Below are 25,628 nucleotides of genomic sequence, written 5' to 3'. Positions count from 1 at the left end.
CCACCGGGACATACCGACTGGTTAGTCTGCCCGTAACCCGGCAGGCGGCGGCACACCGTGCGGACGCCAAGGCACCACCCCACGAAGGGCGGACCCGTGAACGCGTTCCAGGACCAGCGAGTCGTCGTCACCGGCGCGGGCGGCGGCATCGGCGCCGCCCTCGCCCACCGCTTCGCCGCCGAGGGGGCGACCGTGGCGGTCAACGACCTCGACCCCGCCAAGGCCGCCTCGGTCGCCGAGGCGATCGGCGCCCGCGCCGTCGCGGTGCCCGGCGACGCCTCGGCCGTGGTCGCGCAGGCCCGCGAGGCGCTCGGCGGCAGCGTCGACGTCTACTGCGCCAACGCGGGCCTCGCCTCCGGCGGCGACGCCTTCGCCGACGAGGCCGTCTGGGAGGCGGCCTGGGACGTCAACGTCATGGCCCACGTCCGCGCCGCCCGGCTGCTGCTGCCCGACTGGCTGGAGCGCGGCAGCGGCCGGTTCGTGTCCACCGTCTCGGCCGCCGGTCTGCTGACCATGATCGGAGCTGCCCCGTACAGTGTCACCAAGCACGGCGCGCTCGCCTTCGCGGAATGGCTCTCGCTGACCTACCGCCACCGCGGACTCCAGGTCCACGCCATCTGCCCGCAGGGGGTCCGGACCGACATGCTCACCGCGGCCGGATCGGCGGGCGAGCTGGTCCTCGCGCCCACCGCGATCGAGCCGGAAGCGGTCGCGGACGCACTGTTCGACGGCATGGAGAAGGGCCGGTTCTTGATCCTCCCGCACCCCGAGGTCGCGGACTTCTCCGCGGCCCGGGCCACCGACCCGGACCGCTGGCTGAGCGGCATGAACCACCTCCAGCGCAAGTGGGAGACCCGGTGACCGCAGACACCCCGCTCCCCGCCCCGCCGCCGGCCCCATCCGCCCCGGCCCCGGCGGCCTCCGCCTCGGCCCCGGCGGTCCCCGCCCCGCCCTCCCGCTACGCCGCCAAGCCCTGGCTCGGTCTGCTCAGCCCGGTCCAGCGGGCCCCGATCGCGCCCCCGCCCAGCGTGCTGCACGCCTTCAGCGCCGCCGTCGCCCGCGCCCCCGGCCACACCGCGCTCGCCTACTTCGACGGCCGCCTCACCTACGCCGAGGCCGACGCACTCTCCGGCTCCCTCGCCGGACACCTCGCCGCCCGCGGCATCCGCCGCGGGGACCGGGTCGCCGTCATGCTCCAGAACACCCCACACTTCGTGCTCGCCGTCCTGGCCGCCTGGAAGGCCGGGGCGGTCGTGGTCCCGCTCAACCCCATGTACAAGTCCGGCGAGGTCGGCCACGTCCTGCGCGACTCCGGGGCCACCGCCCTGGTCTGCGAGGCCCGCGCCTGGGAGGCGTACCTGGGCGAGACGGTACGGGGGACGGGCGTACGGGTCGCCCTGACGGCGCACGACACGGACTTCCAGACCCGCAACGACCCCCGGGTCTTCCCCGCGCCCGACAGCGCCCCCACCGGCTTCCGCCGCACGGAGCCCCCCACCGACGAGGCCGGAACCGCCGACGAGGCACCGGGGCCCGACGGGGCAGCCCCCTCCGACGAGGCACCCGGTCCCGACGGGGCAGCCCCCGCCGACGAGGCGCCGGGCCCCAACGGGGCAGCCCCCGCCGACCTCCTCACCGTGGCCCGCCAGGGCCACCCCGCGCCGCCCGACCCCCAGCTCACGGCCACCGACACCGCCCTCATCAGCTACACCTCCGGCACCAGCGGCACCCCCAAGGGCGCCATGAACCCGCACGGCGCGCTCACCCACAACGCCGTCCGCCAGGTGACCGGGCACCCCCTCCCCGAGGGGTCCGGCTATTTCGCGCTCGCCCCGCTCTTCCACATCACCGGCATGGTGTGCGAACTCGCCGCCTGCTTCACCAACGCCGGCACACTGATCCTCGCCCACCGCTTCGAGGCCGGCGCCGTCCTCGACGCCTTCCTCGAGCACCGCCCCGCCTACACCGTGGGCCCGGCCACCGCCTTCATGGCGCTCGCCGCCCACCCCGGGGCCACCCCGGACCACTTCGCCTCGTTCCGGGTGGTCTCCTCCGGCGGCGCCCCGCTGCCGCCCGCCCTGGTCGAACGCCTGCGCGCCGCCTACGGCTTCTACCTGCGCAACGGCTACGGCCTCACCGAGTGCACCGCCCCCTGCGCCTCCGTGCCCGTCCACCTCGAAGCCCCCGTGGACCCCGCCTCGGGCACCCTCTCCGTGGGCGTGCCCGGCGCCGACACCCTCGTACGGATCCTCGACGAGAGCGGCGCCGAGGTCCCCTTCGGGGAGACCGGCGAGATCGCCGTCCGCGGCCCCCAGGTCGTCCCCGGCTACTGGGGCCTGCCCGCCGACACCGCCAAGGCCTTCCCGGACGGCGAACTGCGCACCGGAGACGTCGGGTTCATGGATCCCGAGGGCTGGCTCTACGTGGTCGACCGCAAGAAGGACATGATCAACGCCTCCGGTTTCAAGGTCTGGCCGCGCGAGGTGGAGGACGTGCTCTACACCCACCCCGCCGTGCGCGAGGCGGCCGTCGTCGGCATCCCGGACCCCTACCGCGGGGAGAGCGTGAAGGCTTACGTCAGCCTGCGCCCCGGGGCCGAAACCGACCCGGCGGAGCTGTCCGCGTACTGCGCCGAGCGCCTCGCCGCGTACAAATACCCGCGCCGGGTGGAGATCCTGCCTGTCCTTCCGAAGACGACCAGTGGCAAGATCCTGCGACGGGAACTACGGGAACGCGACCACGGCTGAAAACAGCCGGACCGCGTCCGTACCGCCCGCACACGCGAGGACCACGAAAGGGAGGCGACAGCCATGGCCGCCAAGACCACGACGGAGACCGTCGGGGCGCACGAGGCCCCGGTACCGCGCCGGCTGCTCGCCGTCGCGACCAGGCTGTTCGCCGAACGCGGCTACGACCGCACCTCGGTCCAGGAGATCGTCGAGGCGGCCGGGGTCACCAAGGGCGCGCTCTACCACTACTTCGGGTCCAAGGACGACCTGCTCCACGAGGTGTACGCGCGCATGCTGCGGCTCCAGCAGCAGCGGCTCGACGCGGTGGCCGGTTCCGACGCCCCGGTGGAGGAGCGGCTGCGCGCCGCCGCCGCCGACGTGGTGGTCACCACGATCGAGAACCTGGACGACGCGGCGATCTTCTTCCGCTCCATGCACCAGCTGAGCCCGGAGAAGTTCAAGCAGGTCCGCTCCGAGCGCCGCCGCTACCACGAGCGCTTCCGCGCCCTGGTCGAGGAGGGGCAGGCCGCCGGGGTCTTCTCCGACGCCACCCCGGCCGACCTGGTGGTGGACTACCACTTCGGCTCCGTCCACCACCTGTCGACCTGGTACCGCGAGGACGGCCCGCTCACGCCGCAGCAGGTAGCCGACCACCTCGCGGACCTGCTGATGCGGGCGCTGCGCCCCTAGCGAGCACGGGGTAGTCGGTGTACCCCTCCGGCCCGGACACGTGCATCATGAGCTCCGGCCGGAGCCCGTTGAGCGGGGCGCCGGTGCGCAGCCGCTCCACGAAGTCGGGGTTGGCGAGGAAGCCCCGGCCCAGCGAGACCAGGTCGGCGCCCTCGGCCAGGAGGCGTTCGGCGACGGCCTTGCCGCCGTCGGCCTCGAACTGCTCCCGGGAGAGCAGCTGGTTGGCCATCAGCGTGCCCGGCCAGGCCTTGCGGTGCTCCTGGAAGCGGGAGCGCTCCTGGTCGGCGTAGAGGATGTGGAGATAGACCGGGTCGATCTCCGCCAGGGCCGCCAGCAGCGCCGGGTAGATCTCCCCGGTGTCGCCCTCCTCGATGCCGTTGACGCCCACTCCGGGCGAGATCCGTACGCCGACCCGCTCCCGGCCCACGGCCCCGGCGACGGCCCGGACCACCTCCACGGTGAACCGGATCCGGTTCTCCACCGGTCCGCCCCACTCGTCGGTCCGCAGGTTGGTGCCCCGCGCCAGGAACTGGTGGGGCAGGAAGCCGTTGGCGGCGTGCACCTCCACCCCCGCGAACCCGGCCTGCACGGCATTGCGGGCCGCGGTCGCGAAGTCGGCGACGGTGGCGCGGATGTCCCCGGCCGTCATGGCGCGCGGAGTGGCGGCGTTCCGCAGCCCGCCGGGCGTGTGCAGCGGCTCGGGAAGCGTTACGGCGGAGGGCGCGAGCGGTACGTGACCGCTCGTGTCGGGGTGGCCGATCCGGCCGCCGTGTTCGAGCTGGAGGAACATCGCCGCGCCGCCGCCCGGTCCGGGGGCTCCCGCCCGCACCGCGTCGGTCACCCGGCGCCAGCCGGCGATCTGCTCCGCGGAGTGGATGCCGGGGATGTTCGGGTAGGCCTGCCCCACGGCGCTGGGCGTGGTGCCCTCGGCGATGATCAGACCGGCCGAGGCGCGCTGGGCGTAGTAGGTGGCCATGAGGGCCCCGGGGACTCCGTCGGCCCCGGCCCGATGGCGGGTCAGCGGCGCCATGACCAGGCGGCTGGGGAGCTCCAGGCCGCCGAGGCGGGCGGATTCGAAGAGCCGGGATGCGGTGGGGACCTGCTGTGTCTGCGTCATGCCGGTACCGTAAAACCTGACGTCGATGTCAGATTCAAGTCGGGGCGCGGGGCGCGGGGCGCGGACACGGGGCGCGGACACGGGACGGAGTGCACATGCGGATCGGGGAGTTGGCGGCGCGCACCGGGGTCAGCGAGCGTTCGCTGCGGTACTACGAGACCCAGGGACTGCTGGTCTCCGACCGGACGCCCGGCGGCCACCGCGCGTACACGGAGCGGGCGGTGGACCGGGTCATCCGGATCCAGGAGCTCTACGCGGCCGGACTGCACAGCGCGAAGATCGGGCAGATCCTGCCCTGCATGCGCGACGCGGACGGCGGGCCGAACGTACGGGCCACGCCCGCGCTCGTCGCCGAGCTGCAAACGGAACGGGACCGGATCGACCGGCTGATCGCCGATCTGCTCCGGTCCCGTGAAGTGCTGGATGAGGTCATCGAGGCCGCGGCGGGCCGTACCGCGACCGCCGGCGGGCCCATGGCCGTGGAGAGTTCCTAGCCGAGCGGTGCGACCTCGCGGCCCCAGGTCTCCTTGGCGACCACCGCGAAGGAGATGTACCAGGCGACGCCCGCGGTGAAGAGGCCGAGGAAGCCGCCGGTGTGGGTCAGCGCCGTGCTCTGCGCCAGGTCGCCGAGGGCGAGGAACAGGAAGGTCAGCGCCAGCGAGGCGAACAGCACGCGGTGCGCGACGTCCAGCTTCATGGCGGCGATCGACATGTACGCGGTGAAGATGAACCAGGCCACGAGGAACCAGCCGGTCGCCACGTGCGCCTGGTCGGCCGGCAGCGTGGGGACGACGAACTTCACGTAGCCGGCGAAGGACATCCAGAACGCGCCGTACGAGACGAACGCCGTGGTCCCGAAGGTGTTGCCCCGGCGGAACTCCAGGATGCCCGCGACGAACTGCGCGAGGCCGCCGTAGAACAGAGCCAGCGGCAGCACGACGGCGCTGAGCGCCATGTTCGAGATCAGCCCCGAGTTGAAGAGGCTGAGCACGAAGGTGGTGAGGGCGAAGGCAGCCAGGCCGAGCGGCCCGGGGTTGGCCATGGCCTGCGGCGCGGCGGCGGGGGTGGCCGTGGCCTGCTGTGCGGTGGCGGGGGCGGCCAGGGTGGTGCTGGGCATGACGGGACACTTTCAGTGGGGGACACTCCAAGATATCGGACATCTCGGGCTGGTCTGGACCACTTCGGGCCGTTCTGTACGGGCCGAAGGGCCCTCGGGGGCCCGGCCGACGGGACCCCCTTTGTCAGCGCGAAGCGACCCGGCCGCAGGCCCGCCGGCCACCCGACCGGGCCGCCGCGGGCCCCGCGCGCGGCCCGATGGGCCGGCGGCGGGGTCCCGCACCCCCCGCCCACCATGTCAGCGGTAGCGCTTGAGCTCTCGGTGCGCCAGCGAGCGCTGGTGCACCTCGTCCGGCCCGTCCGCCAGCCGCAGCGTCCGCGCCGCCGCCCACAGCTCGGCCAGCGGGAAGTCCTGGCTCACCCCGCCGGCGCCGTGCAGCTGCACCGCGTCGTCCAGGATCCGCACCACCGCCCGCGGGGTCGCGATCTTGATGGCCTGGATCTCGGTGTGCGCACCCCGGTTGCCGGCCGTGTCCATCAGCCAGGCCGTCTTCAGCACCAGCAGCCGCAGCTGCTCCACAGTGACCCGGGCGTCCGCGATCCAGTTCTGTACGACGCCCTGCGCGGCCAGCTCCTTGCCGAAGGCGGTACGGCCCACCGCACGCCGGCACATCAGCTCGATGGCCAGCTCCGCCATCCCGATGAGCCGCATGCAGTGGTGGATCCGCCCCGGCCCGAGGCGGGCCTGGGCGATGGCGAAGCCGCCGCCCTCCTCGCCGATCAGGTTCCCCGCCGGCACCCGGGCCCCGTCGAAGACCACCTCGGCATGACCGCCGTGGTCGTGGTCCTCGTACCCGTACACCGTCATCGCGCGCCGGATCTCGACCCCCGGGGTGTCCCGGGGGACCAGGACCATGGACTGCTGGCGGCGCGGGTCGGCGCCCCCGGGGTCGGTCTTGCCCATGATGATGAAGATCTTGCAGTCCGGGTTCATGGCTCCGGAGATGAACCACTTGCGGCCCGTGATCACGTACTCGTCGCCGCTCGCGGAACGCTCGATGCGGGTCTCGATGTTCGTGGCGTCCGAGGAGGCCACCTCCGGCTCGGTCATCGCGAACGCGGACCGGATCTCCCCGGCCAGCAGCGGCTCCAGCCACTGCTTCTTCTGCTCCTCGTTCCCGAACTGCGCGAGCAGCTCCATGTTCCCGGTGTCCGGAGCGGCGCAGTTCGTCGCCGTCGGCGCCAGGTGCGGGCTGCGGCCGGTGATCTCGGCGAGCGGGGCGTACTGGAGGTTGGTCAGCCCGGCGCCGTACTCGCGGTCCGGCAAGAAGAGGTTCCAGAGCCCCTGGCGGCGCGCCTCGGCCTTCAGCTCACCGAACACGGCCGGGGTGTCCCAGGGCGAGGCCAGCCGCGCGCGCTGCTCGGCGGCGACGGCTTCCGCCGGGTGGACGTACTCGTCCATGAACGCGAGGAGCCGTCCGCGGAGTTCCTCGGTACGGGCGTCGAATGCGAAGTCCATCGGGGGTTCCTCAGCCTTCGTGCGGTTGCCGGAGTGTGGTCAGACCGTGCTCGATGAAGACCGGGACCAGCTCGCCGATCCGGTCGAAGCCCGCGCCGACGGTCTGCCCGAGCGTGAAGCGGTAGTGGATGCCCTCGAGGATCACCGCGAGCTTGAACCAGGCGAAGGCCGTGTACCAGGCGGCCTGCGAGACGTCCCGGCCCGAGCGGGCCGCGTACCGCTCGATCAGCTCGGCGGGCGCCGGATGGCCGGGGGCCCCGCTGGTCGTGCTGACCGGGGAGTCGGTCAGCCCCAGGTCGGAGCTGTACATCACCAGCAGCCCGAGGTCCGTCAGCGGATCGCCCAGTGTGGACATCTCCCAGTCCAGCACCGCCCGGATCTCGTCGGTGCCGGACGGGGTCGCGCCGATCAGCACGTTGTCCAGCCGGAAGTCCCCGTGCACCACCGTGGGCGCGGGGGAGTCGGGCAGGGCGCGCCCCAGGGCGCCGTGCAGCTCGTCGATCCCGGCGAGCTCCCGCCCCCGGGAGGCCGCGAGCTGCTTGCCCCAGCGGCGCAGCTGCCGGTCCAGGAACCCCTCGGGCCGCCCGAAGTCGCCCAGGCCCACCGCCTCCGGGTCCACCGCGTGCAGGTCGACCAGGGTGTCCACCAGGCCCAGCACCGCCCGCCGGGTCCGCTCGGGGCCGATCGCGGCGAGCTGCCCGGCAGTCCGGTACGGCACCCCGTCCACGTACTCCATCACGTAGAACGGCGTCCCCAGCACGGCCTCGTCCTCGCACAGCAGCAGCGGCTCGGGGACCGGCACCGCGGTGCCGTGCAGCGCGGCGATGACGCGGTGCTCGCGCCGCATGTCGTGCGCGGTGGCCAGTACGTGCCCCAGCGGCGGCCGGCGCACCACCCAGCGGGAGCTCCCGTCGCCCACCTCGTACGTGAGGTTCGAGCGGCCACCCTCGATCAGCCGGCCGGTCAGCGGCCCGGCCGTCAGGCCCGGCAGTGCCCGGTCGAGATGACCGCGCAGCCGCTCCAGATCGAGCCCCGGCGGGCCGGAGGGGCCTTCGGAGGGGGCTGGGGAGGGAGCTGAGGTCATGGTGCGCGCCTCCGTGCGGAGTTGACGACGACGGAACGGACGCCCACCATCATGCCGACCAGTCGGTATGCCGTCCAGTGGGTGGAGGGGCCGGAGTGCGCGAAGTGCGCGGATCCGGCCCGCCGCGCCCGCCGCCCGGTCAGGCGTGGCAGAGGATGGGCGTCCCGCCGTTCATGACGGTCATGTCCCGCAGCACCGCCAGGATGTCCAGCGGCACCCCCTCGGGCTCCCCGGCCAGTTCCGCGTACGCCCGGTGCAGGTTGGCCACCAGCCGCTCGCTCTCCCGCCAGGCGCCGAACTCGCCGAGATCGGCCCGCCGGGCCGCCTCCAGCGGGGTCAGCCCCTTCGCGCGGCCCTCCCGGGCCAGCTCGGCCACGTACCGCAGATAGCGCTCGGTGGCCTCGTACGCCCCGGGATCCGTCAGTGGGCCGTGGCCCGGTACGACCGTCTCCGCGCCCAGCGAGCGCAGCAGCTCCAGCGCCCGCAGCGAACCGGCCAGCGAGCCCATCGCCAGGAACAGCGTGCCCTCCGCGAAGACCAGGTCGCCGGTGAAGACGACCCGCTGCCCGGGCAGCCACACGATGGAGTCGCCGGTGGTGTGCGCGACGCCGGGATGGAGGACCCGCACCTCGGTCTCCCCGACGTGCAGCGTCATCCGGTCGCGGTACGTCAGATCGGGCGCGGTGATGTCCAGCGCGCCGAAGTCGTTCGCCGGCCAGATCAGTTCCAGCTGGCGCCCCGCGGCGAGCTGCTCGGAGCGCGCGTTCTCGTGCGCCAGGACCAGCGCCTCCGGGGCGAACACGCCGTTGCCGTAGGTGTGGTCGCCGTGGTGGTGAGTGTTGACCACCGTGCGGGGGAGCGGCGCCCCGGCGGCCAGCACCGCCGCGCGCAGGGCCAGCGCCCGCCGCTCGGTGGCCGCCGTGTCGACGAGCAGCGTCCGGCCGCCGCCGGTCACGAAGCCGGCGTTGTTCAGGCACCAGCCGCCGTCCGGCTGCACGTAGGCGTGTACCCCCGGCGCGGGCTGGACGAGGTACGGCTCTTCGGCGGGCATCTGCACTCTCCCCGAGTCACGGTGACGGGCGTTCGGCATCCTGCCAGTCACCGGACCGCGCGGGGAGGGGGCGTCAGCCGCCGTCAGTGGTCGTCGTAATGCCCATCGTGCTCGGCGTGTCGGTGCCCGTCGTGCAGGTAGTCGACGTGGTCGCCGTGCTGGACGGACTTGTGACCGCAGTCCGCGCCGTGCGCGTGCGCGTGGGCGGAGTGCTCGGCGTGCCCGGCGGGCTCGCACTCGTCCCAGTGCCCGGCGTGCTCGCGGTGCAGGTGGCCGTCGTGCGCGTAGTCGACGTGGTCACCGTGCTGGACCGGGGTGTGGCCGCAGTCGGACCCGTGGGAGTGCTCGTGCGTGGGGTGTTCCTGATGCATGGTGGTCATGACGCCCGACAATAGTGGAGATGGCCCCTTAACGGCCGATCTGTCCCCCATTAGTGGCGCCCGCCGCGAAAGACCGCCCCAACACCCTTCCCACCCGAGCCCACAGCCCCGAGGCCGGACCGGACCTGGGCCTCCGAGTCCGCTGTCCGAGGCTGGACGGGAGTCGGCCTATGAGCCCGTAGCCGAGGCCGCGCGGGGCCCGATCCGCCAAGCCCGCAGCCCGGGCCGTGCGGGATCGGAGCCTCCGTGCCCGAATCCCGAGGCCGCGGGGGGCCGGATCCTCCGAGCCCGCCGCCCGCCGCCCGCCGCCCGAGACCGGACGGGAGTCGGGCCTCCGAGCCCGAGGCCGGACGGCCGCGGGGGACCGGGGCCTGCGAACCCGCTGTCTGAGGCCGCGCGGGACCCGATCCGTCAAACCTGTAGCCCTATGCCGCGCGGGACCGGGGCTCCCAGCCCGCTGCCCGCCGCCCGCTGCCCGAGGCCGCGCAGGACCGGGGCCTGCGAACCCGCTGACCGAGGCCGCGCGGGACGCGATCCTCCGAGTCCGCTGTCCGAGGCTGGACGGGAGTCGGGCCTCCGGGCCCGCCGTCCGAGGCGGCGCGGGACCGGGGACTGCGAGCCCGCCGTCCGAGGCCGCGTGGGACGCGATCCTCCAAACCCGCAGCCCGAGGCCGCGGGGATCGGGGCTCCGAACCCGCCGTCCGAGGTCGGACGGGACTCGGGCCTCCGAGCCCGCAGGGCCCAGTGTCGCGCGCGGCGGGGCGGGACCGCGCCCTCAGGCGATGACCGTCATCGCGAACACCGCGAGGCCCACCGCGCAGGCCGTAGCCGCCAGCGCCGTACCCGTCGTGAGTCCGGGCGGCCGCGCGGCCGCCAGCTCCCGTACCCGTCGGTGGGCCACCCACATGAAGGCCAGCCAGAGCAGAGCGATCACCCCGCCCCCGGCGACCGCCACAGGGGAGCCGTCCGCCGCGTTCAAGGCCTGGCGCAGCGCCAGTACGGCCACCACCGCGCAGGACAGCGTCGTACGCCGCCACGCGAGCCGGGTCCGCTCGGGCTGCAGTCCCGCGTCGCGCCCGCCGGGGCCCTCGCGGTCGGCGGCGTCGGCCGAGGCGCTCACCGTCCGCTCACCGCCCCTTCGTCCAGCCCAGCAGGACGACCACCACCATCGCCACCGCGACCAGCCCCACCCCCAGACTCAGCACCACCGGGAACCGGGACATCGGCAGGTCCTCACCGCGCCGCATGGCCCGCTCGCACCGCACCCAGTGGTTCACCGCGCGCAGCGAGCAGGCCGCGCCCACCGCGAGCAGCGCGATGGCCATCCCCACGCGCACCGCCCACCGCAGCTCGGGCAGGAACTGGTCCACGGCGAACCCGCCGCCGATCAGGGCCAGGGCGGTCCTGATCCAGGCCAGGAAGGTCCGCTCGTTGGCCAGCGAGAAGCGGTAGTCGGGGGTCTCGCCCTCGTCCCTCACCCGAGCCGGCGCGAACCACAGCCGCACGTCCTTGACGAAGTCGATCACCCGCCCAATCTACTGTCGCCCCACCCACCCGGCCGCCCGAGGCCCCGGCACGGCGCCCTCGGCAGGTCGTCACCCGGCCCCGACGGCAGGGCCGACCGTCACCTTGCGTGAACCCGCCTGCGGCACGGCCCCGCCGCCCCCCCGGGAGCCCACCCGCCCCCGGCACGGCGCCCCGGCCGGGCCGACCCGACCCCGGGTGTAGGGCCGCCCCGCGTCTTGCGTGAACCACCGTCCAGCGCGGGCCCACCGGCCTCCGGCACGGCTCACCCGCCCCCGGCACGGTGCCCCCGGTAGCGCGTACCCGGCCCCGGCGGCAGGTGCCGACCGGCGCCTTGCGTGAACGCGCCTGCGGCACGGCCCGCTGGCCTCCGGGGCGGGCCCACCCGCCCCCAGCACCGCGCCCCCCGGCCGGGCCGACCCGACCCCGGCGGCAGAGCCGCCCCGCGCCTTGCGTGAACCCGCCTCCGGTGCGGGCCCGCCGGCCTCCGGCACGGCTCACCCGGCCCCGGCGGCAGAGCCGCCCCGCGCCTTGCGTGAACCCGCCTCCGGTGCGGGCCCGCCGGCCTCCGGCACGGCTCACCCGGCCCCGGCGGCAGAGCCGCCCCGCGCCTTGCGTGAACCCGCCTCCGGTGCGGGCCGCCGGCCTCGGGTACGGCTCACCCGCCCCCGACACGGCGCCCCCGGCCCCCGCGCCTTGCGCGAACCCCGCGCCTTGCGCGAACCCCGCGCCTTGCGCGAACCCGCCTCCGGCGCGGCCCACTGGCCTCCGGCACCGCGCACCGGCCTTCGGGACCGTCCACCTGCCCCTGCGCGGCTCACCGGCCTCCGGCACTGTCCACCCGCCCCCCTGCGCGGGCCCACCGGTCACCGGCACGGCGCCCCCGGCTTCCTGTGCGGGCCCACCGGCCTCCGGCGCGGGGCCACCCGCCACCGGCACGGGCGCCCCGGCCCGGCCGGGCCGACCCGGCGGAAGGGCGACCGGCGCCTTGCGTGAACTCCTCGCCCCGCGCGACCCCCGCCCCAGGCGACCCGGCGCCACCCCGTACTCCGAGCGAACCCGCTCCCGCGCCGCCCCTACCGGAGCCCCGCGCCCCGCGCGACCCCGCCCCGGGCATGCCCGACCCGCCCTCGGCGCCACCCCGCACTCCGAGTGAACCCGCCCCCGCGCCGCCCTACCGGCGCCCCGCTCGGAACTCCCGCAGCCTGCGGTACGCCTCCAGGCCGTCCGGTACCCACGGCCACGAGCCGTCCGTGACCCGTCGGGTCACCTCCTCCTCGGGGAGCCACGCGTGCCAGGCCACCTCCGAGGTCTGCGGCCGGACCGGCAGTGCGCAGCGGACCTCGTGCACGTAGCTCCACCAGGCCCCGCCCGGGCCCTCGTACAGGAACTTGAACAGCGGCTCGGGCTGCTCCAGCCCGGTCACCCCCAGCTCCTCCTCCGCCTCCCGCAGCGCCGCCTCCGCGTAGCTCTCGCCCGCGCCGACCACCCCGCCCACGAACATGTCGTAGGACGAGGGGAAGACCAGCTTCGAATCCGTCCGCCGGTGCGTGAAGATCCGCCCCTCCCCGTCCCGCGCCAGCACGAACACGCAGCGGTGGACCAGCCCCGCCGCGTACACCTCGCCCCGCGGGGCCCGCCCCGTCACCCGGTCCTCCCGGTCGACCACGTCCAGTACCTCGTCGGCCGCGCTCATGCCGTGATCTCTCCGCTCCTGTTGACTGGTTACCGCTCCGTAGCAAAGGATCGCCCCACCACCGACGGAGGACGGGTTCCACATGACGTACGACGCAGACGTGATCGTGATCGGGGCCGGGCTCGCGGGCCTCGTGGCCACCGCCGAGCTCGTCGACGCCGGCCGCAAGGTCATCCTGCTCGACCAGGAGCCGGAGCAGTCCATCGGCGGCCAGGCCCACTGGTCCTTCGGCGGCCTGTTCTTCGTCGACTCGCCCGAACAGCGCCGCATGCGGATCAAGGACACCCGCGAGCTGGCCCTCCAGGACTGGTCCGGCACCGCCGGCTTCGACCGCGAGGAGGACGCCTGGCCGCGCCGCTGGGCCGAGGCCTACGTGGACTTCGCGGCCGGCGAGAAGCGCCCCTGGCTGCACGCCCAGGGCGTCCGCTTCTTCCCCGTCGTCGGCTGGGCGGAGCGCGGCGGCTACGACGCGAACGGCCACGGCAACTCCGTCCCCCGCTTCCACATCACCTGGGGCACCGGCCCCGGCCTCGTGGAGCCCTTCGAGCGCCGGGTACGGGCCGGGGTGGCCCGCGGGCTGGTCCAGCTGAAGTTCCGCCACCGGGTCACCGGGCTCTCCCGTACGGCGGGCACCCTCGACACCGTGACCGGCGAGGTCCTGGCCCCCTCCGACGCCGTCCGCGGCACCGCGAGCGGCCGCGAGGCCACCGGGGAGTTCTCCCTGCGCGCCCAGGCCGTGATCGTGACCAGCGGCGGCATCGGCGGCAACCACGACCTCGTACGGGCCCAGTGGCCGGCCCGCCTCGGCACCCCGCCCGCGCGGCTGCTCTCCGGGGTTCCGGCCCACGTGGACGGCCTGATGCTGGGCATCGCGGAAGGAGCGGGCGCCAGCCACATCAACAAGGACCGGATGTGGCACTACACCGAGGGCATCGAGAACTGGAACCCGATCTGGTCCAAGCACGGCATCCGCATCCTGCCAGGCCCGTCCTCGCTCTGGCTGGACGCCACCGGCAAGCGGCTGCCCGTACCGCTCTTCCCGGGCTTCGACACCCTCGGCACGCTCGACCACATCATGAAGACCGGCCACGACCACACCTGGTTCGTCCTCAACCAGCGCATCATCGGCAAGGAGTTCGGGCTCTCCGGCTCCGAGCAGAACCCGGACCTGACGGGCAAGTCGGTCCGCGGGGTCATCGACCGGGCGCGCCAGGCCGTCCCCGGGCCGGTGAAGGCCTTCATGGACAACGGCGCCGACTTCGTGGTCGAGAAGGACCTCTCCGCGCTGGTGCGCGGCATGAACGCGATCACCAAGGACGGACTCCTCGACGAGGAGACGGTCCGGCGCGAGATCGTCGCCCGCGACCGCGAGATCGCCAACCCCTTCACCAAGGACCTGCAGGTCACGGCGATCCACGGCGCCCGCAAGTACCTCGGCGACAAACTGATCCGCACGGCCGCCCCGCACCGGATCCTGGACCCCGCGGCGGGCCCGCTGATCGCCGTCCGGCTCTCGATCCTGACCCGCAAGTCCCTGGGCGGCCTGGAGACCGACCTCTCCTCGCGCGTCCTGACCGCCACGGGAGAACCGCTCCCCGGCCTCTACGCGGCGGGCGAGGCCGCGGGCTTCGGCGGCGGCGGCGTCCACGGCTACCGGGCCCTGGAGGGCACCTTCCTCGGCGGCTGCATCTTCTCGGGCCGCGCGGCCGGCCGCGCGGCGGCGGCATCCGTCTCCTGACCGGCACCGTCTCCTGACCGGCGCCGCGTCCTGACCGGCGCCGCGTCCTGACCGGTGCCGGGGACGGCCACGGCCGGGGCGGGACAAGGGCTGGTCCGCGAGGCCGACGGGACGGGGTACCGTCTTTGTCATGACCGTCAGCAAGAACATCAACAACCCCGTGGGCCAGGGCGGCGGCCAGCGCAAGCGGCAGTCGCGCGCCGAACGCCAGAACAACGGCCCCCACCGCAATCTCGACCGCAGCGGCGCGGCCGACCGTAAGGCCGAGCTGCTGCGCAAGATGCGCGAGAAGGCAGGCCTCGAGGGCGCCGCCGAAGGCTCCGCGCAGCCGGGCGACGCCACCGCACAGAGCTGAGCCACTGCCGCCGTAGGGCGGCGCAGCACCGGACAGGGCCCGGACCGCGACAAGCGGTCCGGGCCCTGCCGTCGTCGTACCCGGCCGCGCTCAGGGCAGACGGGTCACCAGCCGGAACCGCTCCGCCACGACCGGGGTGTCGTCGTCGACCGTGAAGTCCGGGTCGCCGACGGCCTCGCGCATCTGCGGACCGTGCCAGAAAGCCTCGTGGCCGGAGCGCCATTCGGCCACTGACGTGAACCCCTCGCCCTCGTCCAGCGCGTGCCGCAGGTCCACGTCCGCCAGCCGCAGGACCCGTACGTCCGTCACCTCCAGGACACCCACCGGACGCCCGCCGGAGTCCACGATCACCATCCGCTCGCCCGCCACGGGCAGCGGGTCCCCCGCCGCCTCGTAGTCGGCCAGGACGGCCGTGGTCGTGGTCTTGGCGCCGCTCAGGACGGCCGCCACCAGGCTGTCGCGCAGCGGCCCCGGGAAGGCGAACTCGATGGGAGGAAGATCTTCGTAGCCCGTCATGCCGGTCAGCCTACGGCCCTGCGCGCGATCCGGCCCGAACCGGGACGCGCCCTGCCGACAACCTGCCGCGAACCGGAACAACCCCATCAACTCGCCCGTGTGAAAGACCAGTTGAAACGAGCCACGCGGTGGACTGGACCTTGACTCGGAGCTGTGCGTACCGCTTTGCTGTGCGTGATCTTCCGGCCACACCGTCCAACCGCCCGCGTCCTGGAGGGAAACCCGCGGATGTCGCCCCCTCCGCCGCCCCTCGGCCGCGCCCGCAAGCGGGACGCACAGCTCTTCGACCCCGCCCTCTGCGACACGGAACTCGTCGACGTCCGCGCCCAGTTCACCCAGGGCCGCTGGGTCAAGGCCCGCTCCCTCCTCGTCGCCACGGGAGACGACTGGGACCGCCGCGGGCACCGGCTCGTGGTCCTCGCCGAAACCCCGGCCGCGACCGCGTGGGCCCGCGAATGGCTCCTCGCCGAACCGGAGAGCGCCGACGCCGTCACCCTCTTCGCCTGTGCGTCCGTCTTCGGCGCCCTGCGCCGCAAGGGCACCCCCGAGGCCGCCGAGGAGGCCTGCCGCCGCGCCGCGGCCCTGCTCCCGGCCGACCCCACCCCCTGGCTCGGCCTGCTGCTCCTCACCCGGGTCTTCGGCACCGAAGAGGAGTTCAGCCGCCACTTCGACCAGGTCCGGGCCCGCCACCGCGAACACCACCACGCCCACCACCTGATGGTCTCCCGACTGGCCGAACGGTCCCCGGCCGCCGGCCACGACCCGCTCCACGAGGTCTACGACTTCGCCGCCTGGGCCGCCGAGGAGTCCCCGGCCGACTCCCCGCTCGCCGTCCTCCCCGTCATCGCCCACGCCGAGCGCTACCGCGTCCTCGCCGCCGGGCAGGGCCACGGCCCGGACGCCGGAGCCGAGCACTGGTCCGGCCGCCGGGCCCGCCAGGTGCTGCGCGCCGCCTTCGACTGGTGGCTGGAGTGGGAGCGCGAGGACCACCCCCGCAACCGGGTGGACCTCAACTTCCTCGCCCACGCCAAGCTCTGCGAGGGCCGCTCCGCCGAGGCCGCCGCGCTCTTCCAGCGCATCGGCAGCCACGCCACCCAGGCCCCGTGGTCCTACCCCGACCGCGACCCGCACAAGGCCTTCCTCGCCGCACGCAGCGCCGCGCTCGGCACCGCCTGACCCGGCCGGACCCGACCGGTACCGCGCCCGTCCCGCCCAGCTCGCCCCGCTCGACTTGCCCCGCCCAGCACGTCCCGCTCAGTCAGTACCACCCCGCCAGTACCGCTCAGAACGTGCCGCTCAGTCCCCACCCCGAAAGGACACCCCGCCATGCCGACGGGCAGATCCACCACGCTCACCGACCCGGCCGGCCAGGCCGAGATCCCCACGTACAAGGGCCAGGACCGCGCCCTGCGCGCCGACCGCCTCGGCACCGCGGGCCTGCTCCTCTCCGTGCTCGCCGCGAGCGCCCCCCTGATGGTCGTCGCGGGCGTCATGCCCACCACCTTCGGGGTCATGGGCATCGTCGGACAGCCCCTGCTGTTCGTGATCCTCGGCGCCGTCCTCGCCCTCTTCAGCGTCGGATACGCCGAGATGAGCCGGCACGTCCACAACGCCGGCGCCTTCTACGCCTACATCGCGCGCGGACTGGGCCCCACCGCGGGCGCCGGCGCCTCGTTCGTCGCCCTCGTCGCCTACAGCGCCATGCAGGTCGGCGTGTACGGCATCCTCGGCTTCGAGATCTCCGGCCTCTTCGCCACCTACCTCGACACCGAACTCGCCTGGTGGATACCGGCCCTGGCGGCCGTCGTCCTCACCGGCGCACTCGGCTGGCTGAAGATCGACCTCAACGCCAAGGTCCTCGGAGTCCTCCTGCTCATCGAGGTCCTCCTCGTCGTGGTCTTCGACGTCGCCGCCCTCGGCAAGCCCGGCCCGGAGGGCCTCTCCCTGCACGCCTTCAACCCCGAGACCCTCACCGGCGCGGGCCTCGGCACCGCCCTGTGCTTCTGCATCGCCGCCTTCGTCGGCTTCGAGCAGTCCCCGGTGTACGCCGAGGAGACCAGCAGGCCCCACATCGTCGTCTCCCGGGTGATGTTCCTCGCCGTCGGCTTCGTCGCCCTCTTCTTCGCCCTCAGCGCCTGGGCCCTCTCCGTCGCCACCGGCCCCGGCGAGGTGGTCAAGGCCTCCGCCGAGGCCGGCCCCGGCCTGCTCTTCCAGCTCACGGAGAGCCGCCTGGGCACGACCTTCACCGACGTCCTGCACGTCCTCTTCGTGACCGGCATGTTCGCGGCGATGCTCAGCTTCCACAACGTCGTCTCCCGCTACGCCTTCGCCATGGGCCGCGAGGGCCTGCTCCCGGCCGCCTTCGGCCGCACCAACGCGGGCACCGGCGCCCCCGCCACCGGCTCGCTGCTGCAGACCGTGATCTCCGTCGTGGTCGTCCTGGCCTTCGCCCTCACCGACGACACGCCGGCCGGCGACCCCACCGTGCCCGTCCTGCACCTGTTCACCTGGATGGGCAGCGTCGGCGCCCTCGGCGTGACCCTCCTCATGGCCACCGCCTCCTTCGCGGTCATCGCCTTCTTCGTCCGCCGCGGCACCGCCGGCGCCCAGGTCTGGCGGCTCGGCGCGGCGGGTCTCGCCGGCCTCGCCCTGCTCGCCATCGCCGTCTACACGGTCAAGGACTTCGGCGTCCTGGTCGGCGCCGCGGAGGGGTCCGCGCTGAGCTGGGCCCTGCCCGGCATCATCGGCGCCGCCGCGGTCGTGGGCCTGGCGTACGGGCTCTTCCTGCGCTCCGGCCGCCCCGCGGTGCACGCCCGCATCGGCCTGGGCAACGAGGCCTTCCGCCTCGACCAGGCGGCGGAGTCGGCCGACGACGCGGCCCCGGCCCCGCGCGGCTGACCCGTACCGCACGTACGAAAAGGAAGAGGGGACCCGCCACGGCGGGGCCCCTCTTCTCCGTCTTCGACCAGGCGGCGGCTCAGGCCTTCTTGACCACGCTGGACTTCAGCTGCATGGCCCCGAATCCGTCGATCTTGCAGTCGATGTCGTGCCCGTCGACCCCGTCGATCAGCCGGATGTTGCGCACCTTGGTACCGGCCTTGATCCCCGAGGGGCTGCCCTTGACCTTGAGCGCCTTCACGACGGTCACGGTGTCCCCGTCGTTCAGGACGTTCCCGACGGCGTCCTTCACGACCTGCGCACCGGCGTCCGCGCCGCCCTCGGCGTCACTCTCGGCGGGCACCCACTCGTGACCGCACTCGGGGCACACCACGAGCGCGTTCATCTCGTAGGTGTACGCGCAGGAGCATTTGGGGCAAGGGGGAAGATTCTCGTTCACCCGGACAGAATAGACCGAACCGCCCACCGGGCCGCTCCGCGCCGAAGGTGCCGCCAAACGCAGAAAACCCCACGTGAAGTGGGGTTTTCGCTTGGTGTCCGAGGGGGGACTTGAACCCCCACGCCCGATAAAGGGCACTAGCACCTCAAGCTAGCGCGTCTGCCATTCCGCCACCCGGACAAGGTGTCTGTCTCGCGTCCCTCGCGGGCCGTTCCGACGTGGAAAACATTACCAAACATTCCGGGGTCCTCGATCACACCCCCCGGCGGCCGAGGATCGCCCTTGGGGGAAGCGGCCCGGGGGGTGAGGATGGAGTCAGTTCGGTACTGATCAGTGGGAGGAAGCAGCGTGAGCGAATCGGGCGCGGGCAGGACCGTCTCCGGCGAGGACGAGGTCGTCGACCTCTGCCGGGACCTCATCCGGATCGACACCAGCAACTACGGGGACCACTCCGGGCCCGGCGAGCGCAAGGCGGCCGAGTGGGTCGCCGAGCAGCTCGCCGAGGTCGGGCTGGAGCCGCAGATCTTCGAATCGCACAAGGGGCGCGCCTCGACCGTGGCGCGGATCGAGGGCGAGGACCCCTCGCGGCCGGCGCTGCTGATCCACGGGCATACCGACGTGGTCCCGGCCAATGCCGCCGACTGGACCTACGACCCCTTCGCGGGCGAGATCGCCGACGGCTGCGTGTGGGGCCGCGGCGCGGTCGACATGAAGGACATGGACGCGATGACGCTGGCCGTCGTACGCGACCGCATGCGCAGCGGGCGCAAGCCCCCGCGCGACATCGTGCTGGCCTTCCTCGCCGACGAGGAGGCGGGCGGCACCTTCGGCGCCCGCTACCTCGTCGACAAGCACCCCGACCTCTTCGAGGGGGTGACGGAGGCGATCGGCGAGGTCGGCGGCTTCTCCTTCACCGTGAACGAGAACCTGCGGCTGTACCTGGTGGAGACCGCCCAGAAGGGCATGCACTGGATGCGCCTGACGGTGGAGGGCACCGCCGGCCACGGTTCCATGACCAACAACGACAACGCCATCACGGAGCTCTGCGAGGCCGTGGGGCGCCTGGGCCGCCACACGTGGCCCGTACGGGTCACCAAGACCGTCCGGCACTTCCTGGACGAGCTCTCGGACGCGCTGGGCACCCCGCTCGACCCGGACGACATGGACGCCACCCTCGCCAAGCTCGGCGGCATCGCCAAGATGGTCGGCGCGACCCTGCGCAACTCCGCCGCCCCGACCATGCTCGGCGCCGGCTACAAGGTCAACGTCATCCCCGGCCAGGCCACCGCCCACGTGGACGGCCGTTTCCTGCCGGGCTACGAGGAGGAGTTCTTCGCCGACCTCGACCGGATCCTCGGGCCGCGCGTGAAGCGCGAGGACGTCCATGCGGACAAGGCCCTGGAGACGGGCTTCGACGGCAAGCTCGTGGACGCCATGCAGACCGCCCTGAAGGCGCACGACCCGATCGCCCGCGCGGTCCCGTACATGCTCTCCGGCGGTACGGACGCGAAGTCCTTCGACGACCTCGGCATCCGCTGCTTCGGCTTCGCCCCGCTCCAGCTTCCGCCGGAGCTGGACTTCGCCGGGATGTTCCACGGCGTGGACGAGCGGGTGCCGGTGGAGGGTCTGAAGTTCGGCGTCCGGGTGCTCGACCGGTTCATCGACGAGTCCTGAGGCGGGTGGCGCTCAGAGCCGGGCGTAGCTAACGCACGAGAATCGGGAAGGTGTGCGGAAAGCACTGAGAAGAGTGAATGCGCTCATACGCTCGTAGCCCCGGTGATCCCTTCTCGTTACAGGTGGTGCGGTCCGCGGCTGGGACCGCGCTTGCCTACTAGGAGGAACAATGTTCAAGAAGGTTGCCGCTGCTGCGGCTGTCACCGGTGGTCTGGTTCTCGCGGGTGCGGGTATGGCTGTCGCCGACGCGGGTGCCCAGGGTGCGGCCATCGGCTCCCCCGGCGTCCTGTCCGGCAACGTCGTCCAGGTTCCGGTCCACGTTCAGGGGAACGTCTGCGGCAACACGATCTCCGTGATCGGCCTGCTGAACCCGGCTTTCGGCAACACCTGCGTCAACGCCTGACGTATCTGAAGTCCGCGGCCCCGGAGCGCTTTCCAGCGCTCCGGGGCCGTCGGGTTTCACGGGCTCCGGCGATGTCCTCGCCGGAGCCCGGGCATCTGGCCGCGGGCATGCCGCAGACCGGCGCCTCGCTCCACCGCCGGGCGCGGGACGCGGCCTGACGGTTCCTCACGACACGAGCCCCGCCCCAGGGGCCCGCGTCACCAGGTCGCGCGGACCTGGCGGATGATCCGGCGGCGCAGTCGCACGCGGCGACTGCCGTCCCGAAACAGCGACAGCCGGTCGAGCTCCCAGTGCCCGTACTCGGCGTGTTCGGTCAGCAGGCGGGTCGTTTCCTGACGTGGAACCCCGCGGGGCACGTACAAGTCGACAAATTCGTATTCCGGCATCGCATCTATTGTGCCGCGAGAGCCCCGCTACGGATAGCGTCTGCACTATGTCTGATGCCGCTCTGCCCACTGTTGCCGAGGTACGCGCCGCCGCCGAGGCGGTCAAGGCCGCGCTCGACCGTCACCTCGCCGCGGTCGAGAGCAGGATCGGGGACGATGACCCGGACGTCTACGCCGCGTTCAACGAACTCGCCGCCGCCGCCGAGGAGTACGACGAGCTCCTCTACGACCGCTACGACGAGGTCACCCCGTTCGAGATCCCCACTCCCGAGGACGGGCTCCCGTACACCGGCCCCGCCGAACCCGCCGCCTTCAGCGTGCTCATCCGCCGCGACTACGCCGTCGTCGAGCCGGCGCGCCTGATCGCCCAGGCCGAACGCGTCGTCGCGCACGACCGCGAGGCCGAACTCGACCACGACGGCGGCACCGCCGACGCGCTCGGCGTGCTCTTCGGCGAGTACGAGCCCGACGAAATCGCCTCCCGGGCCAAGGACTTCGGTCTGGAGGAGGGCGATTCCACCCTGTGGATCGCCGCTTCGGAGGAGGTCGCGGAACCGGGGGAGTGGCTCGGTTCGCCCTTCGGGCACATCGATCCGCAGGACGTCATGCACCGGTTCGACGTCAGCTCGGTCTTCGACGAGGACGAGGGCGACGACGGCGACGAAGCCGACGAGAGTGACGACGAGGAGGCCGGGGACGCCCGGCCGGCCGAGCGCGGCCTGACCACCGCCTGACCCGACCCGACCGACACCTCGTACGGAACGCACCGCGGCCCCCGTCCCACCCGGGACGGGGGCCGCGGCACGTCCGCTACTCGGACTGCGCGGACGCCGACTGCACGAGCGCCCGCAGCAGACCCGTCAGCCGGGTCATACGGGGCTTCGCCGGGACCTCCGCGACCGCGCGCGGCAGGGCCTGGTCCACCCCGTGCACCACCGAAAGGTGCCGCTCGGCCCGGCCGAAGGCCGTGTACACCCAGTCCCGGGACAGGGCCTGAGCCGCGTCCCCGGGCAGCACCACGACCGCCGCGGGCCAGCGCGAGCCGACGGCCTGGTGCGCCGTCACGGCCCAGCCGTGCCGCACCTGTGACTCCACCCGCTCCTTCGGTACGACGATCCGCGCGCCCGCGGCTCCGGCCAGGTGCAGCCCCTGCGCATCGGCCGACACCACCCGGGCCGGCAGCGCCCGCCCGGCGGAGGGCACGTGGACCACCCGGTCACCGGGGTCGAAGCCGCCGAACCGGCCGGGGCCCGGGTTCAGCCGCTCCTTGAGGGCCGCGTTGAGCGCGCGGGTGCCCGCCGGGCCGCCGTGCCCGGGGGTGATCACCTGGACGGCGTCCGCCGGGATGCCGAAGGCGCGGGGCACCGACTCGGCCACCAGCTGCACCGTGCGGTGCACCGCCTCCCCGGCGTCGCGGACCGGGACGATGACGACCTCCTTGCCGGGGGCGTCGACCTGGTACAGCTCCCCGACGCCGATCCCCGAGACCAACTCGCCGATCGGACCCGGGTCAGGGATCCGGGAGACGAGCTGCGGGCAGGCACGGGCCGCGAGCACGTCGCCGAAGACCCGGCCGGGCCCGGCGGAGCCGAGCACCGCGGGGTCGCCGGACAGCACCAGGCGGGCCCCGTCGGGGACGGACTCCACCAGCGCGGCGGCCGTCTCCACGTCCAGCTGCGGGGCGTCCAGCACGATGAGCAGGTCCAGCGCGAACTGCCCGTCCGCGTCCCGGCCCGGGCCCTCGGCGCCGGCCAGCAGGCCTGCCACGGTGACGGCGTCCTCGGCGGGGGCGTGCGCGGCCAGGACCGCCCGCAGGCCGAACTCCCGGGCGGCCGTGAGCAGGGCCCGGGGCTCGGCGCGGGCGGCCTCGCCGCCGGTGTGGGTGACCAGGCCGTGCCCGGCGGCGGCGCGGATCAGCTCGGCGCCGGGGCCGGTGGCGGCCTTGTCCCAGTCGGCGGGGTCCGTGAAGGTGTTGGCGAGCCGGGCCAGGCCCTCGGCGAGGCTCTCCTCGGCCATGGCGGAGCCCTCCAGGCCCACCAGGACCCTCCCCCAGGCTCCGCCCGGGGGTGCCCCCGGGGGCTGCTCTTCGTCCTCCGCTACGGGCGGCCCGACCGGCTCCTCGAAGGCCAGCGCGGCGCCCTCGCCGACGGCCGCCTCCAGGGCCTCCGCGGGATCCGGTACGCCGTACTGGGCGAGGGCCGACTCCAGGGTGGGCGCCTCCAGCACGGTGTGGCCCTTGGCGGCGGCCTGCGCCAGCAGCCAGCCCACCAGGGCGGCGGCGCGCCGCTCGTCCCCCGGGCCGGTCGTCTCGGCGCCGAGCAGGGCGCGAGCGAACCCGTCGGCCTGGGTCGGCCGGACCCCGGCGACGGCCAGCAGCCGCCAGGGCGACTCGGCCAGCTGCGCGGCGGCGTCCTCGCCGAGGGCGGCGGCGGCCTGCGGGGCGAGGGCCTCGGGGGCTCCGCCCCTGGCCAGGACGGCGCGGATCGCCTGGACGGCGTCGGGGGAGGGGGCGGTGGCCTGCGCCTGCGCCTGCGCCTGCGTCTGCGTCTGCGGCGCGGGGGCGGGTGTGCGCGCCGGGGCGGGCGCCTTGGCGGGCTCCGGCCGGCGGGGCGCCGGGGGCGCGTCGAACCGGGCGGGGGGCTTGCCGCCGCTCTCCACGGCCCGTACGGCGGCCAGCAGGTCGGCGGCCGTGCCGCTGAGCTTGGCGCCGGCCTCCACGGGGGCCTCGCGCTCCGCCTTGCGGCGGGCGATGCGCTCCCGCTCGATCTTCTGGGCCGCCAGTTCCGCGGCGGCCTCGCTGAGTTGGGGCACGGCCTCGGCGGCCCTGCCCGCGGCGGCGTGTGCGCCGGTCCCGTCAGCGGCTTCCGCTTCCGCTTCCGCGTCCGTCGAGTCCGTCTCGGCATCAGCGTCGCCGGTGGTGGGCCCTGCGGGGCTTTCCCCCACCCCGCCCCTTCCCGAAACCGGGGGCTCCGCCCCCGGCCCCCCGTCCCCGCTCCCGGCTTCGCCGGACGGTGCGGCTTCCGGGCCCGCGTTGCCGTCCTCGGCTTCGCCGGACGGTGCGGCTACCGGCTGCGCGTCGCCGTCCTCGTCCTCGGCTTCGCCCGGCGGCGCGGCTTCGGCGTCCGCGTCGCCGTCCTCCGCGTCGCCGTCTTCCGCGTCGGCCTCCTCCGCCTTGCCATCTTCCGCGTCGCCGGAGGGTGCTGCCTCCGGTTGCGGGGTGCCGGGTTCGGGTTCGGCGGGCTGGGGGGCGTCCGTGGCGTTGGGCTCGCCGGGCTCCGGGGTCGGGGCGGCTTCCGCGGCGGCGGGGGTGTGCTCCCGGGCCGGGTCGGCCGGTTCTGCCGCGGCAGCGGGGTCGCTCACAAGGTGCTCCAGTCCTGATCGGGATAGCGGTGGACGGGCGCCGAGACGTCGTCCAGCGCTTGGCGGATCTCTTCCGGAAGACTAAGGGCCTCCACCGACAGGGCCGCCCCGAGCTGCGCCGACGTACGCGCTCCGACGATCGGCGCGGCCACCCCGGGGCGGTCGCGGACCCAGGCCAGGGACACCTGCAGCGGGGTCACCGCGAGGCCGTGCGCGGCCGTCGCCACCGCGTCCACGATCCTGCTCGCCGCCTCGTCCAGGTAGGGGTCCACGAACGCGGCCAGGGTCTCCGAGGCACCCCGGGAGTCCGCCGGGGTGCCCGCCCGGTACTTGCCCGTCAGGACGCCCCGGCCCAGGGGGGAGGAGGGGAGGAGGGACAGGCCCAGGTCCAGCGCGGCCGGGACCACCTCCCGTTCCACGCCGCGCTGGAGCAGGGAGTACTCCATCTGCGTCGACGCCAGCCGGGTCCGTACCCCCGGCGCCGCGAGCTGCCAGGTCGCCGCCTTCGCGAGCTGCCAGCCGCTGAAGTTCGACACGCCCGCGTACCGGGCCCGGCCGCTGCTCACCGCGATGTCCAGCGCCTGGAGGGTCTCCTCCAGCGGGGTCCAGGGGTCGAAGGCGTGGACCTGCCAGAGGTCGACGTAGTCCGTGTCCAGACGGGCCAGGGAATCGTCCAGCGCCGCGAGGAGGTGGCCGCGCGAGGCGTCGAAACGGCGGTCCGGATCGGCGACCCCGCCGGCCTTCGTGGCGATCACCAGGTCCCGCCGCGGGACGACGGAACCGATCAACTGCCCGAGGAGGTACTCCGCCTCCCCGCCGCCGTACACGTCCGCCGTGTCCACGAGCGTGCCGCCCGCGTTCCAGAACGTCTTCAACTGCGCGGCCGCTTCCGCCTCGTCCGGTCCGTCCGCCGACCGGCCCCAGGTCAGTGTGCCGAGACCGATCCGGGAGACGCGCAGTCCGGTGCGGCCGAGATGCCTCTGCTCCATGAGGGCTGAGACTACTGCCGCACT

At 74.0% G+C, this 25,628-nt stretch carries 25 protein-coding genes and 1 tRNA gene; 11 read left to right on the top strand and 15 right to left on the bottom strand.

Translation table 11 applies throughout. From position 1 onward, the window contains the following. Positions 1 to 96: 96 nt before the first annotated feature. From OG435_RS11360 to OG435_RS11350, 3 genes are all read left to right on the top strand, one after another. The gene (locus tag OG435_RS11360; protein WP_266876699.1) at positions 97 to 861 is read left to right on the top strand and encodes an SDR family oxidoreductase; all 765 of its coding nucleotides are present in this window, start codon (positions 97 to 99) and stop codon (positions 859 to 861) included. Continuing rightward, complete coding sequence (locus OG435_RS11355; RefSeq protein ID WP_430625608.1) at positions 858 to 2,747, top strand: AMP-binding protein; 1,890 nt, start codon at positions 858 to 860, stop codon at positions 2,745 to 2,747. Before OG435_RS11360 ends, OG435_RS11355 begins: the two co-directional genes overlap by 4 nt. A 63-nt stretch (positions 2,748 to 2,810) precedes the next feature. After that, positions 2,811 to 3,419 carry a TetR/AcrR family transcriptional regulator gene (locus OG435_RS11350; protein WP_266876698.1) on the top strand — a complete coding sequence of 203 codons (609 nt, stop codon included), beginning with the start codon at positions 2,811 to 2,813 and terminating at the stop codon, positions 3,417 to 3,419. Here OG435_RS11350 and OG435_RS11345 read toward each other — a convergent pair. Next, on the bottom strand, positions 3,358 to 4,536 hold the full coding sequence (locus tag OG435_RS11345; RefSeq protein WP_266876697.1) for an alkene reductase: 1,179 nt from the start codon (positions 4,534 to 4,536) through the stop codon (positions 3,358 to 3,360). The genes OG435_RS11350 and OG435_RS11345 overlap by 62 nt on opposite strands. 95 nt (positions 4,537 to 4,631) lie before the next feature. Between OG435_RS11345 and OG435_RS11340 the strand changes: the two genes are divergently transcribed. Further along, complete coding sequence (locus OG435_RS11340) at positions 4,632 to 5,030, top strand: MerR family transcriptional regulator (RefSeq protein WP_266876696.1); 399 nt, start codon at positions 4,632 to 4,634, stop codon at positions 5,028 to 5,030. Here OG435_RS11340 and OG435_RS11335 read toward each other — a convergent pair. The 8 genes from OG435_RS11335 to OG435_RS11300 all read right to left on the bottom strand — a co-directional run bounded on the left by OG435_RS11335 (position 5,027) and on the right by OG435_RS11300 (position 12,846). Next, positions 5,027 to 5,653 carry an acetate uptake transporter gene (locus OG435_RS11335; protein WP_266876695.1) on the bottom strand — a complete coding sequence of 209 codons (627 nt, stop codon included), beginning with the start codon at positions 5,651 to 5,653 and terminating at the stop codon, positions 5,027 to 5,029. The genes OG435_RS11340 and OG435_RS11335 overlap by 4 nt on opposite strands. A gap of 237 nt (positions 5,654 to 5,890) precedes the next feature. After that, positions 5,891 to 7,111 carry an acyl-CoA dehydrogenase family protein gene (locus OG435_RS11330; protein ID WP_266876694.1) on the bottom strand — a complete coding sequence of 407 codons (1,221 nt, stop codon included), beginning with the start codon at positions 7,109 to 7,111 and terminating at the stop codon, positions 5,891 to 5,893. 10 nt (positions 7,112 to 7,121) lie between these two features. Next, positions 7,122 to 8,195: a phosphotransferase family protein gene (locus OG435_RS11325; RefSeq protein ID WP_266876693.1), complete on the bottom strand. Its 1,074-nt coding sequence runs from the start codon at positions 8,193 to 8,195 to the stop codon at positions 7,122 to 7,124. Between the two features lie 139 nt (positions 8,196 to 8,334). After that, complete coding sequence (locus OG435_RS11320) at positions 8,335 to 9,246, bottom strand: MBL fold metallo-hydrolase (RefSeq protein ID WP_266876692.1); 912 nt, start codon at positions 9,244 to 9,246, stop codon at positions 8,335 to 8,337. 83 nt (positions 9,247 to 9,329) lie between these two features. Beyond that, on the bottom strand, positions 9,330 to 9,626 hold the full coding sequence (locus tag OG435_RS11315; protein WP_266876691.1) for a hypothetical protein: 297 nt from the start codon (positions 9,624 to 9,626) through the stop codon (positions 9,330 to 9,332). Between the two features lie 775 nt (positions 9,627 to 10,401). Further along, positions 10,402 to 10,746: a DUF202 domain-containing protein gene (locus OG435_RS11310; RefSeq protein ID WP_266876690.1), complete on the bottom strand. Its 345-nt coding sequence runs from the start codon at positions 10,744 to 10,746 to the stop codon at positions 10,402 to 10,404. Positions 10,747 to 10,753: 7 nt separating this feature from the next. Beyond that, complete coding sequence (locus OG435_RS11305) at positions 10,754 to 11,152, bottom strand: YidH family protein (RefSeq protein ID WP_266876689.1); 399 nt, start codon at positions 11,150 to 11,152, stop codon at positions 10,754 to 10,756. A gap of 1,172 nt (positions 11,153 to 12,324) precedes the next feature. After that, a complete protein-coding gene (locus OG435_RS11300; RefSeq protein ID WP_266876688.1) occupies positions 12,325 to 12,846 on the bottom strand; it encodes an NUDIX domain-containing protein in 522 nt (173 codons plus the stop codon). An 82-nt stretch (positions 12,847 to 12,928) separates the two neighbouring features. On the opposite strand from OG435_RS11300, the gene OG435_RS11295 reads away from it, so the two are divergent. Both OG435_RS11295 and OG435_RS11290 read left to right on the top strand, forming a co-directional pair. Further along, a complete protein-coding gene (locus tag OG435_RS11295) occupies positions 12,929 to 14,584 on the top strand; it encodes an FAD-binding dehydrogenase (RefSeq protein WP_266876687.1) in 1,656 nt (551 codons plus the stop codon). A 130-nt stretch (positions 14,585 to 14,714) separates the two neighbouring features. Further along, positions 14,715 to 14,939, top strand: a complete 225-nt coding sequence (locus tag OG435_RS11290; protein WP_266876686.1) for a DUF6243 family protein — start codon at positions 14,715 to 14,717, stop codon at positions 14,937 to 14,939. Positions 14,940 to 15,029: 90 nt separating this feature from the next. Here OG435_RS11290 and OG435_RS11285 read toward each other — a convergent pair whose 3' ends face one another. Beyond that, positions 15,030 to 15,455, bottom strand: coding sequence for an ASCH domain-containing protein (locus tag OG435_RS11285; protein ID WP_266876685.1), 426 nt, complete (start codon positions 15,453 to 15,455; stop codon positions 15,030 to 15,032). A 228-nt stretch (positions 15,456 to 15,683) separates the two neighbouring features. On the opposite strand from OG435_RS11285, the gene OG435_RS11280 reads away from it, so the two are divergent. Further along, on the top strand, positions 15,684 to 16,631 hold the full coding sequence (locus OG435_RS11280; protein WP_266876684.1) for a hypothetical protein: 948 nt from the start codon (positions 15,684 to 15,686) through the stop codon (positions 16,629 to 16,631). A 150-nt stretch (positions 16,632 to 16,781) separates the two neighbouring features. After that, positions 16,782 to 18,353, top strand: a complete 1,572-nt coding sequence (locus OG435_RS11275; RefSeq protein ID WP_266876683.1) for an APC family permease — start codon at positions 16,782 to 16,784, stop codon at positions 18,351 to 18,353. A gap of 79 nt (positions 18,354 to 18,432) precedes the next feature. On the opposite strand, the gene OG435_RS11270 is transcribed toward OG435_RS11275, so the two are convergent. Together OG435_RS11270 and OG435_RS11265 are read right to left on the bottom strand one after the other, a co-directional pair. Next, a complete protein-coding gene (locus tag OG435_RS11270) occupies positions 18,433 to 18,792 on the bottom strand; it encodes a zinc ribbon domain-containing protein YjdM (RefSeq protein WP_266876682.1) in 360 nt (119 codons plus the stop codon). A gap of 92 nt (positions 18,793 to 18,884) precedes the next feature. Continuing rightward, positions 18,885 to 18,972 (bottom strand) — tRNA-Leu (locus tag OG435_RS11265). Between the two features lie 168 nt (positions 18,973 to 19,140). Here OG435_RS11265 and OG435_RS11260 point away from each other — a divergent pair. Then, complete coding sequence (locus OG435_RS11260) at positions 19,141 to 20,466, top strand: M20/M25/M40 family metallo-hydrolase (protein WP_266876681.1); 1,326 nt, start codon at positions 19,141 to 19,143, stop codon at positions 20,464 to 20,466. A gap of 169 nt (positions 20,467 to 20,635) precedes the next feature. Then, positions 20,636 to 20,869: a chaplin ChpH gene (gene chpH / locus OG435_RS11255; protein ID WP_266876680.1), complete on the top strand. Its 234-nt coding sequence runs from the start codon at positions 20,636 to 20,638 to the stop codon at positions 20,867 to 20,869. A 197-nt stretch (positions 20,870 to 21,066) separates the two neighbouring features. On the opposite strand, the gene OG435_RS11250 is transcribed toward chpH, so the two are convergent. Next, entirely contained in the window at positions 21,067 to 21,255 is a 189-nt protein-coding gene (locus tag OG435_RS11250) for a DUF5703 family protein (protein WP_266876679.1), read from the bottom strand. A gap of 47 nt (positions 21,256 to 21,302) precedes the next feature. Between OG435_RS11250 and OG435_RS11245 the strand changes: the two genes are divergently transcribed. Next, complete coding sequence (locus OG435_RS11245) at positions 21,303 to 21,989, top strand: hypothetical protein (RefSeq protein WP_266876678.1); 687 nt, start codon at positions 21,303 to 21,305, stop codon at positions 21,987 to 21,989. Between the two features lie 76 nt (positions 21,990 to 22,065). Here OG435_RS11245 and OG435_RS11240 read toward each other — a convergent pair whose 3' ends face one another. Beyond that, entirely contained in the window at positions 22,066 to 24,615 is a 2,550-nt protein-coding gene (locus OG435_RS11240) for a helix-hairpin-helix domain-containing protein (protein ID WP_266876677.1), read from the bottom strand. Further along, positions 24,612 to 25,604 carry an aldo/keto reductase gene (locus OG435_RS11235; RefSeq protein WP_266876676.1) on the bottom strand — a complete coding sequence of 331 codons (993 nt, stop codon included), beginning with the start codon at positions 25,602 to 25,604 and terminating at the stop codon, positions 24,612 to 24,614. Before OG435_RS11235 ends, OG435_RS11240 begins: the two co-directional genes overlap by 4 nt. Positions 25,605 to 25,628: the final 24 nt, after the last annotated feature.

The sequence above is a fragment of the Streptomyces sp. NBC_01264 genome, from assembly GCF_026340675.1.
Taxonomy (GTDB): Bacteria; Actinomycetota; Actinomycetes; order Streptomycetales; family Streptomycetaceae; genus Streptomyces.
The sequence above is the reverse complement of the archived record's forward strand: the minus strand, read 5'-3'. Positions and strand labels throughout refer to the sequence as shown.

Excerpts from the sequence above, each read along its gene's own strand:
- OG435_RS11335 (WP_266876695.1), bottom strand. The coding sequence starts at position 5,653 with ATGCCCAGCACCACCCTGGCCGCCCCCGCCACCGCACAGCAGGCCACG.
- OG435_RS11295 (WP_266876687.1), top strand. The coding sequence starts at position 12,929 with ATGACGTACGACGCAGACGTGATCGTGATCGGGGCCGGGCTCGCGGGC.
- OG435_RS11235 (WP_266876676.1), bottom strand. The coding sequence starts at position 25,604 with ATGGAGCAGAGGCATCTCGGCCGCACCGGACTGCGCGTCTCCCGGATC.
- OG435_RS11285 (WP_266876685.1), bottom strand. The coding sequence starts at position 15,455 with ATGACGGGCTACGAAGATCTTCCTCCCATCGAGTTCGCCTTCCCGGGG.
- OG435_RS11315 (WP_266876691.1), bottom strand. The coding sequence starts at position 9,626 with ATGACCACCATGCATCAGGAACACCCCACGCACGAGCACTCCCACGGG.
- OG435_RS11275 (WP_266876683.1), top strand. The coding sequence starts at position 16,782 with ATGCCGACGGGCAGATCCACCACGCTCACCGACCCGGCCGGCCAGGCC.
- OG435_RS11350 (WP_266876698.1), top strand. The coding sequence starts at position 2,811 with ATGGCCGCCAAGACCACGACGGAGACCGTCGGGGCGCACGAGGCCCCG.
- OG435_RS11340 (WP_266876696.1), top strand. The coding sequence starts at position 4,632 with ATGCGGATCGGGGAGTTGGCGGCGCGCACCGGGGTCAGCGAGCGTTCG.
- OG435_RS11300 (WP_266876688.1), bottom strand. The coding sequence starts at position 12,846 with ATGAGCGCGGCCGACGAGGTACTGGACGTGGTCGACCGGGAGGACCGG.
- OG435_RS11330 (WP_266876694.1), bottom strand. The coding sequence starts at position 7,111 with ATGGACTTCGCATTCGACGCCCGTACCGAGGAACTCCGCGGACGGCTC.
- OG435_RS11345 (WP_266876697.1), bottom strand. The coding sequence starts at position 4,536 with ATGACGCAGACACAGCAGGTCCCCACCGCATCCCGGCTCTTCGAATCC.
- OG435_RS11280 (WP_266876684.1), top strand. The coding sequence starts at position 15,684 with ATGTCGCCCCCTCCGCCGCCCCTCGGCCGCGCCCGCAAGCGGGACGCA.
- chpH (WP_266876680.1), top strand. The coding sequence starts at position 20,636 with ATGTTCAAGAAGGTTGCCGCTGCTGCGGCTGTCACCGGTGGTCTGGTT.
- OG435_RS11250 (WP_266876679.1), bottom strand. The coding sequence starts at position 21,255 with ATGCCGGAATACGAATTTGTCGACTTGTACGTGCCCCGCGGGGTTCCA.
- OG435_RS11320 (WP_266876692.1), bottom strand. The coding sequence starts at position 9,246 with ATGCCCGCCGAAGAGCCGTACCTCGTCCAGCCCGCGCCGGGGGTACAC.
- OG435_RS11290 (WP_266876686.1), top strand. The coding sequence starts at position 14,715 with ATGACCGTCAGCAAGAACATCAACAACCCCGTGGGCCAGGGCGGCGGC.
- OG435_RS11245 (WP_266876678.1), top strand. The coding sequence starts at position 21,303 with ATGTCTGATGCCGCTCTGCCCACTGTTGCCGAGGTACGCGCCGCCGCC.
- OG435_RS11325 (WP_266876693.1), bottom strand. The coding sequence starts at position 8,195 with ATGACCTCAGCTCCCTCCCCAGCCCCCTCCGAAGGCCCCTCCGGCCCG.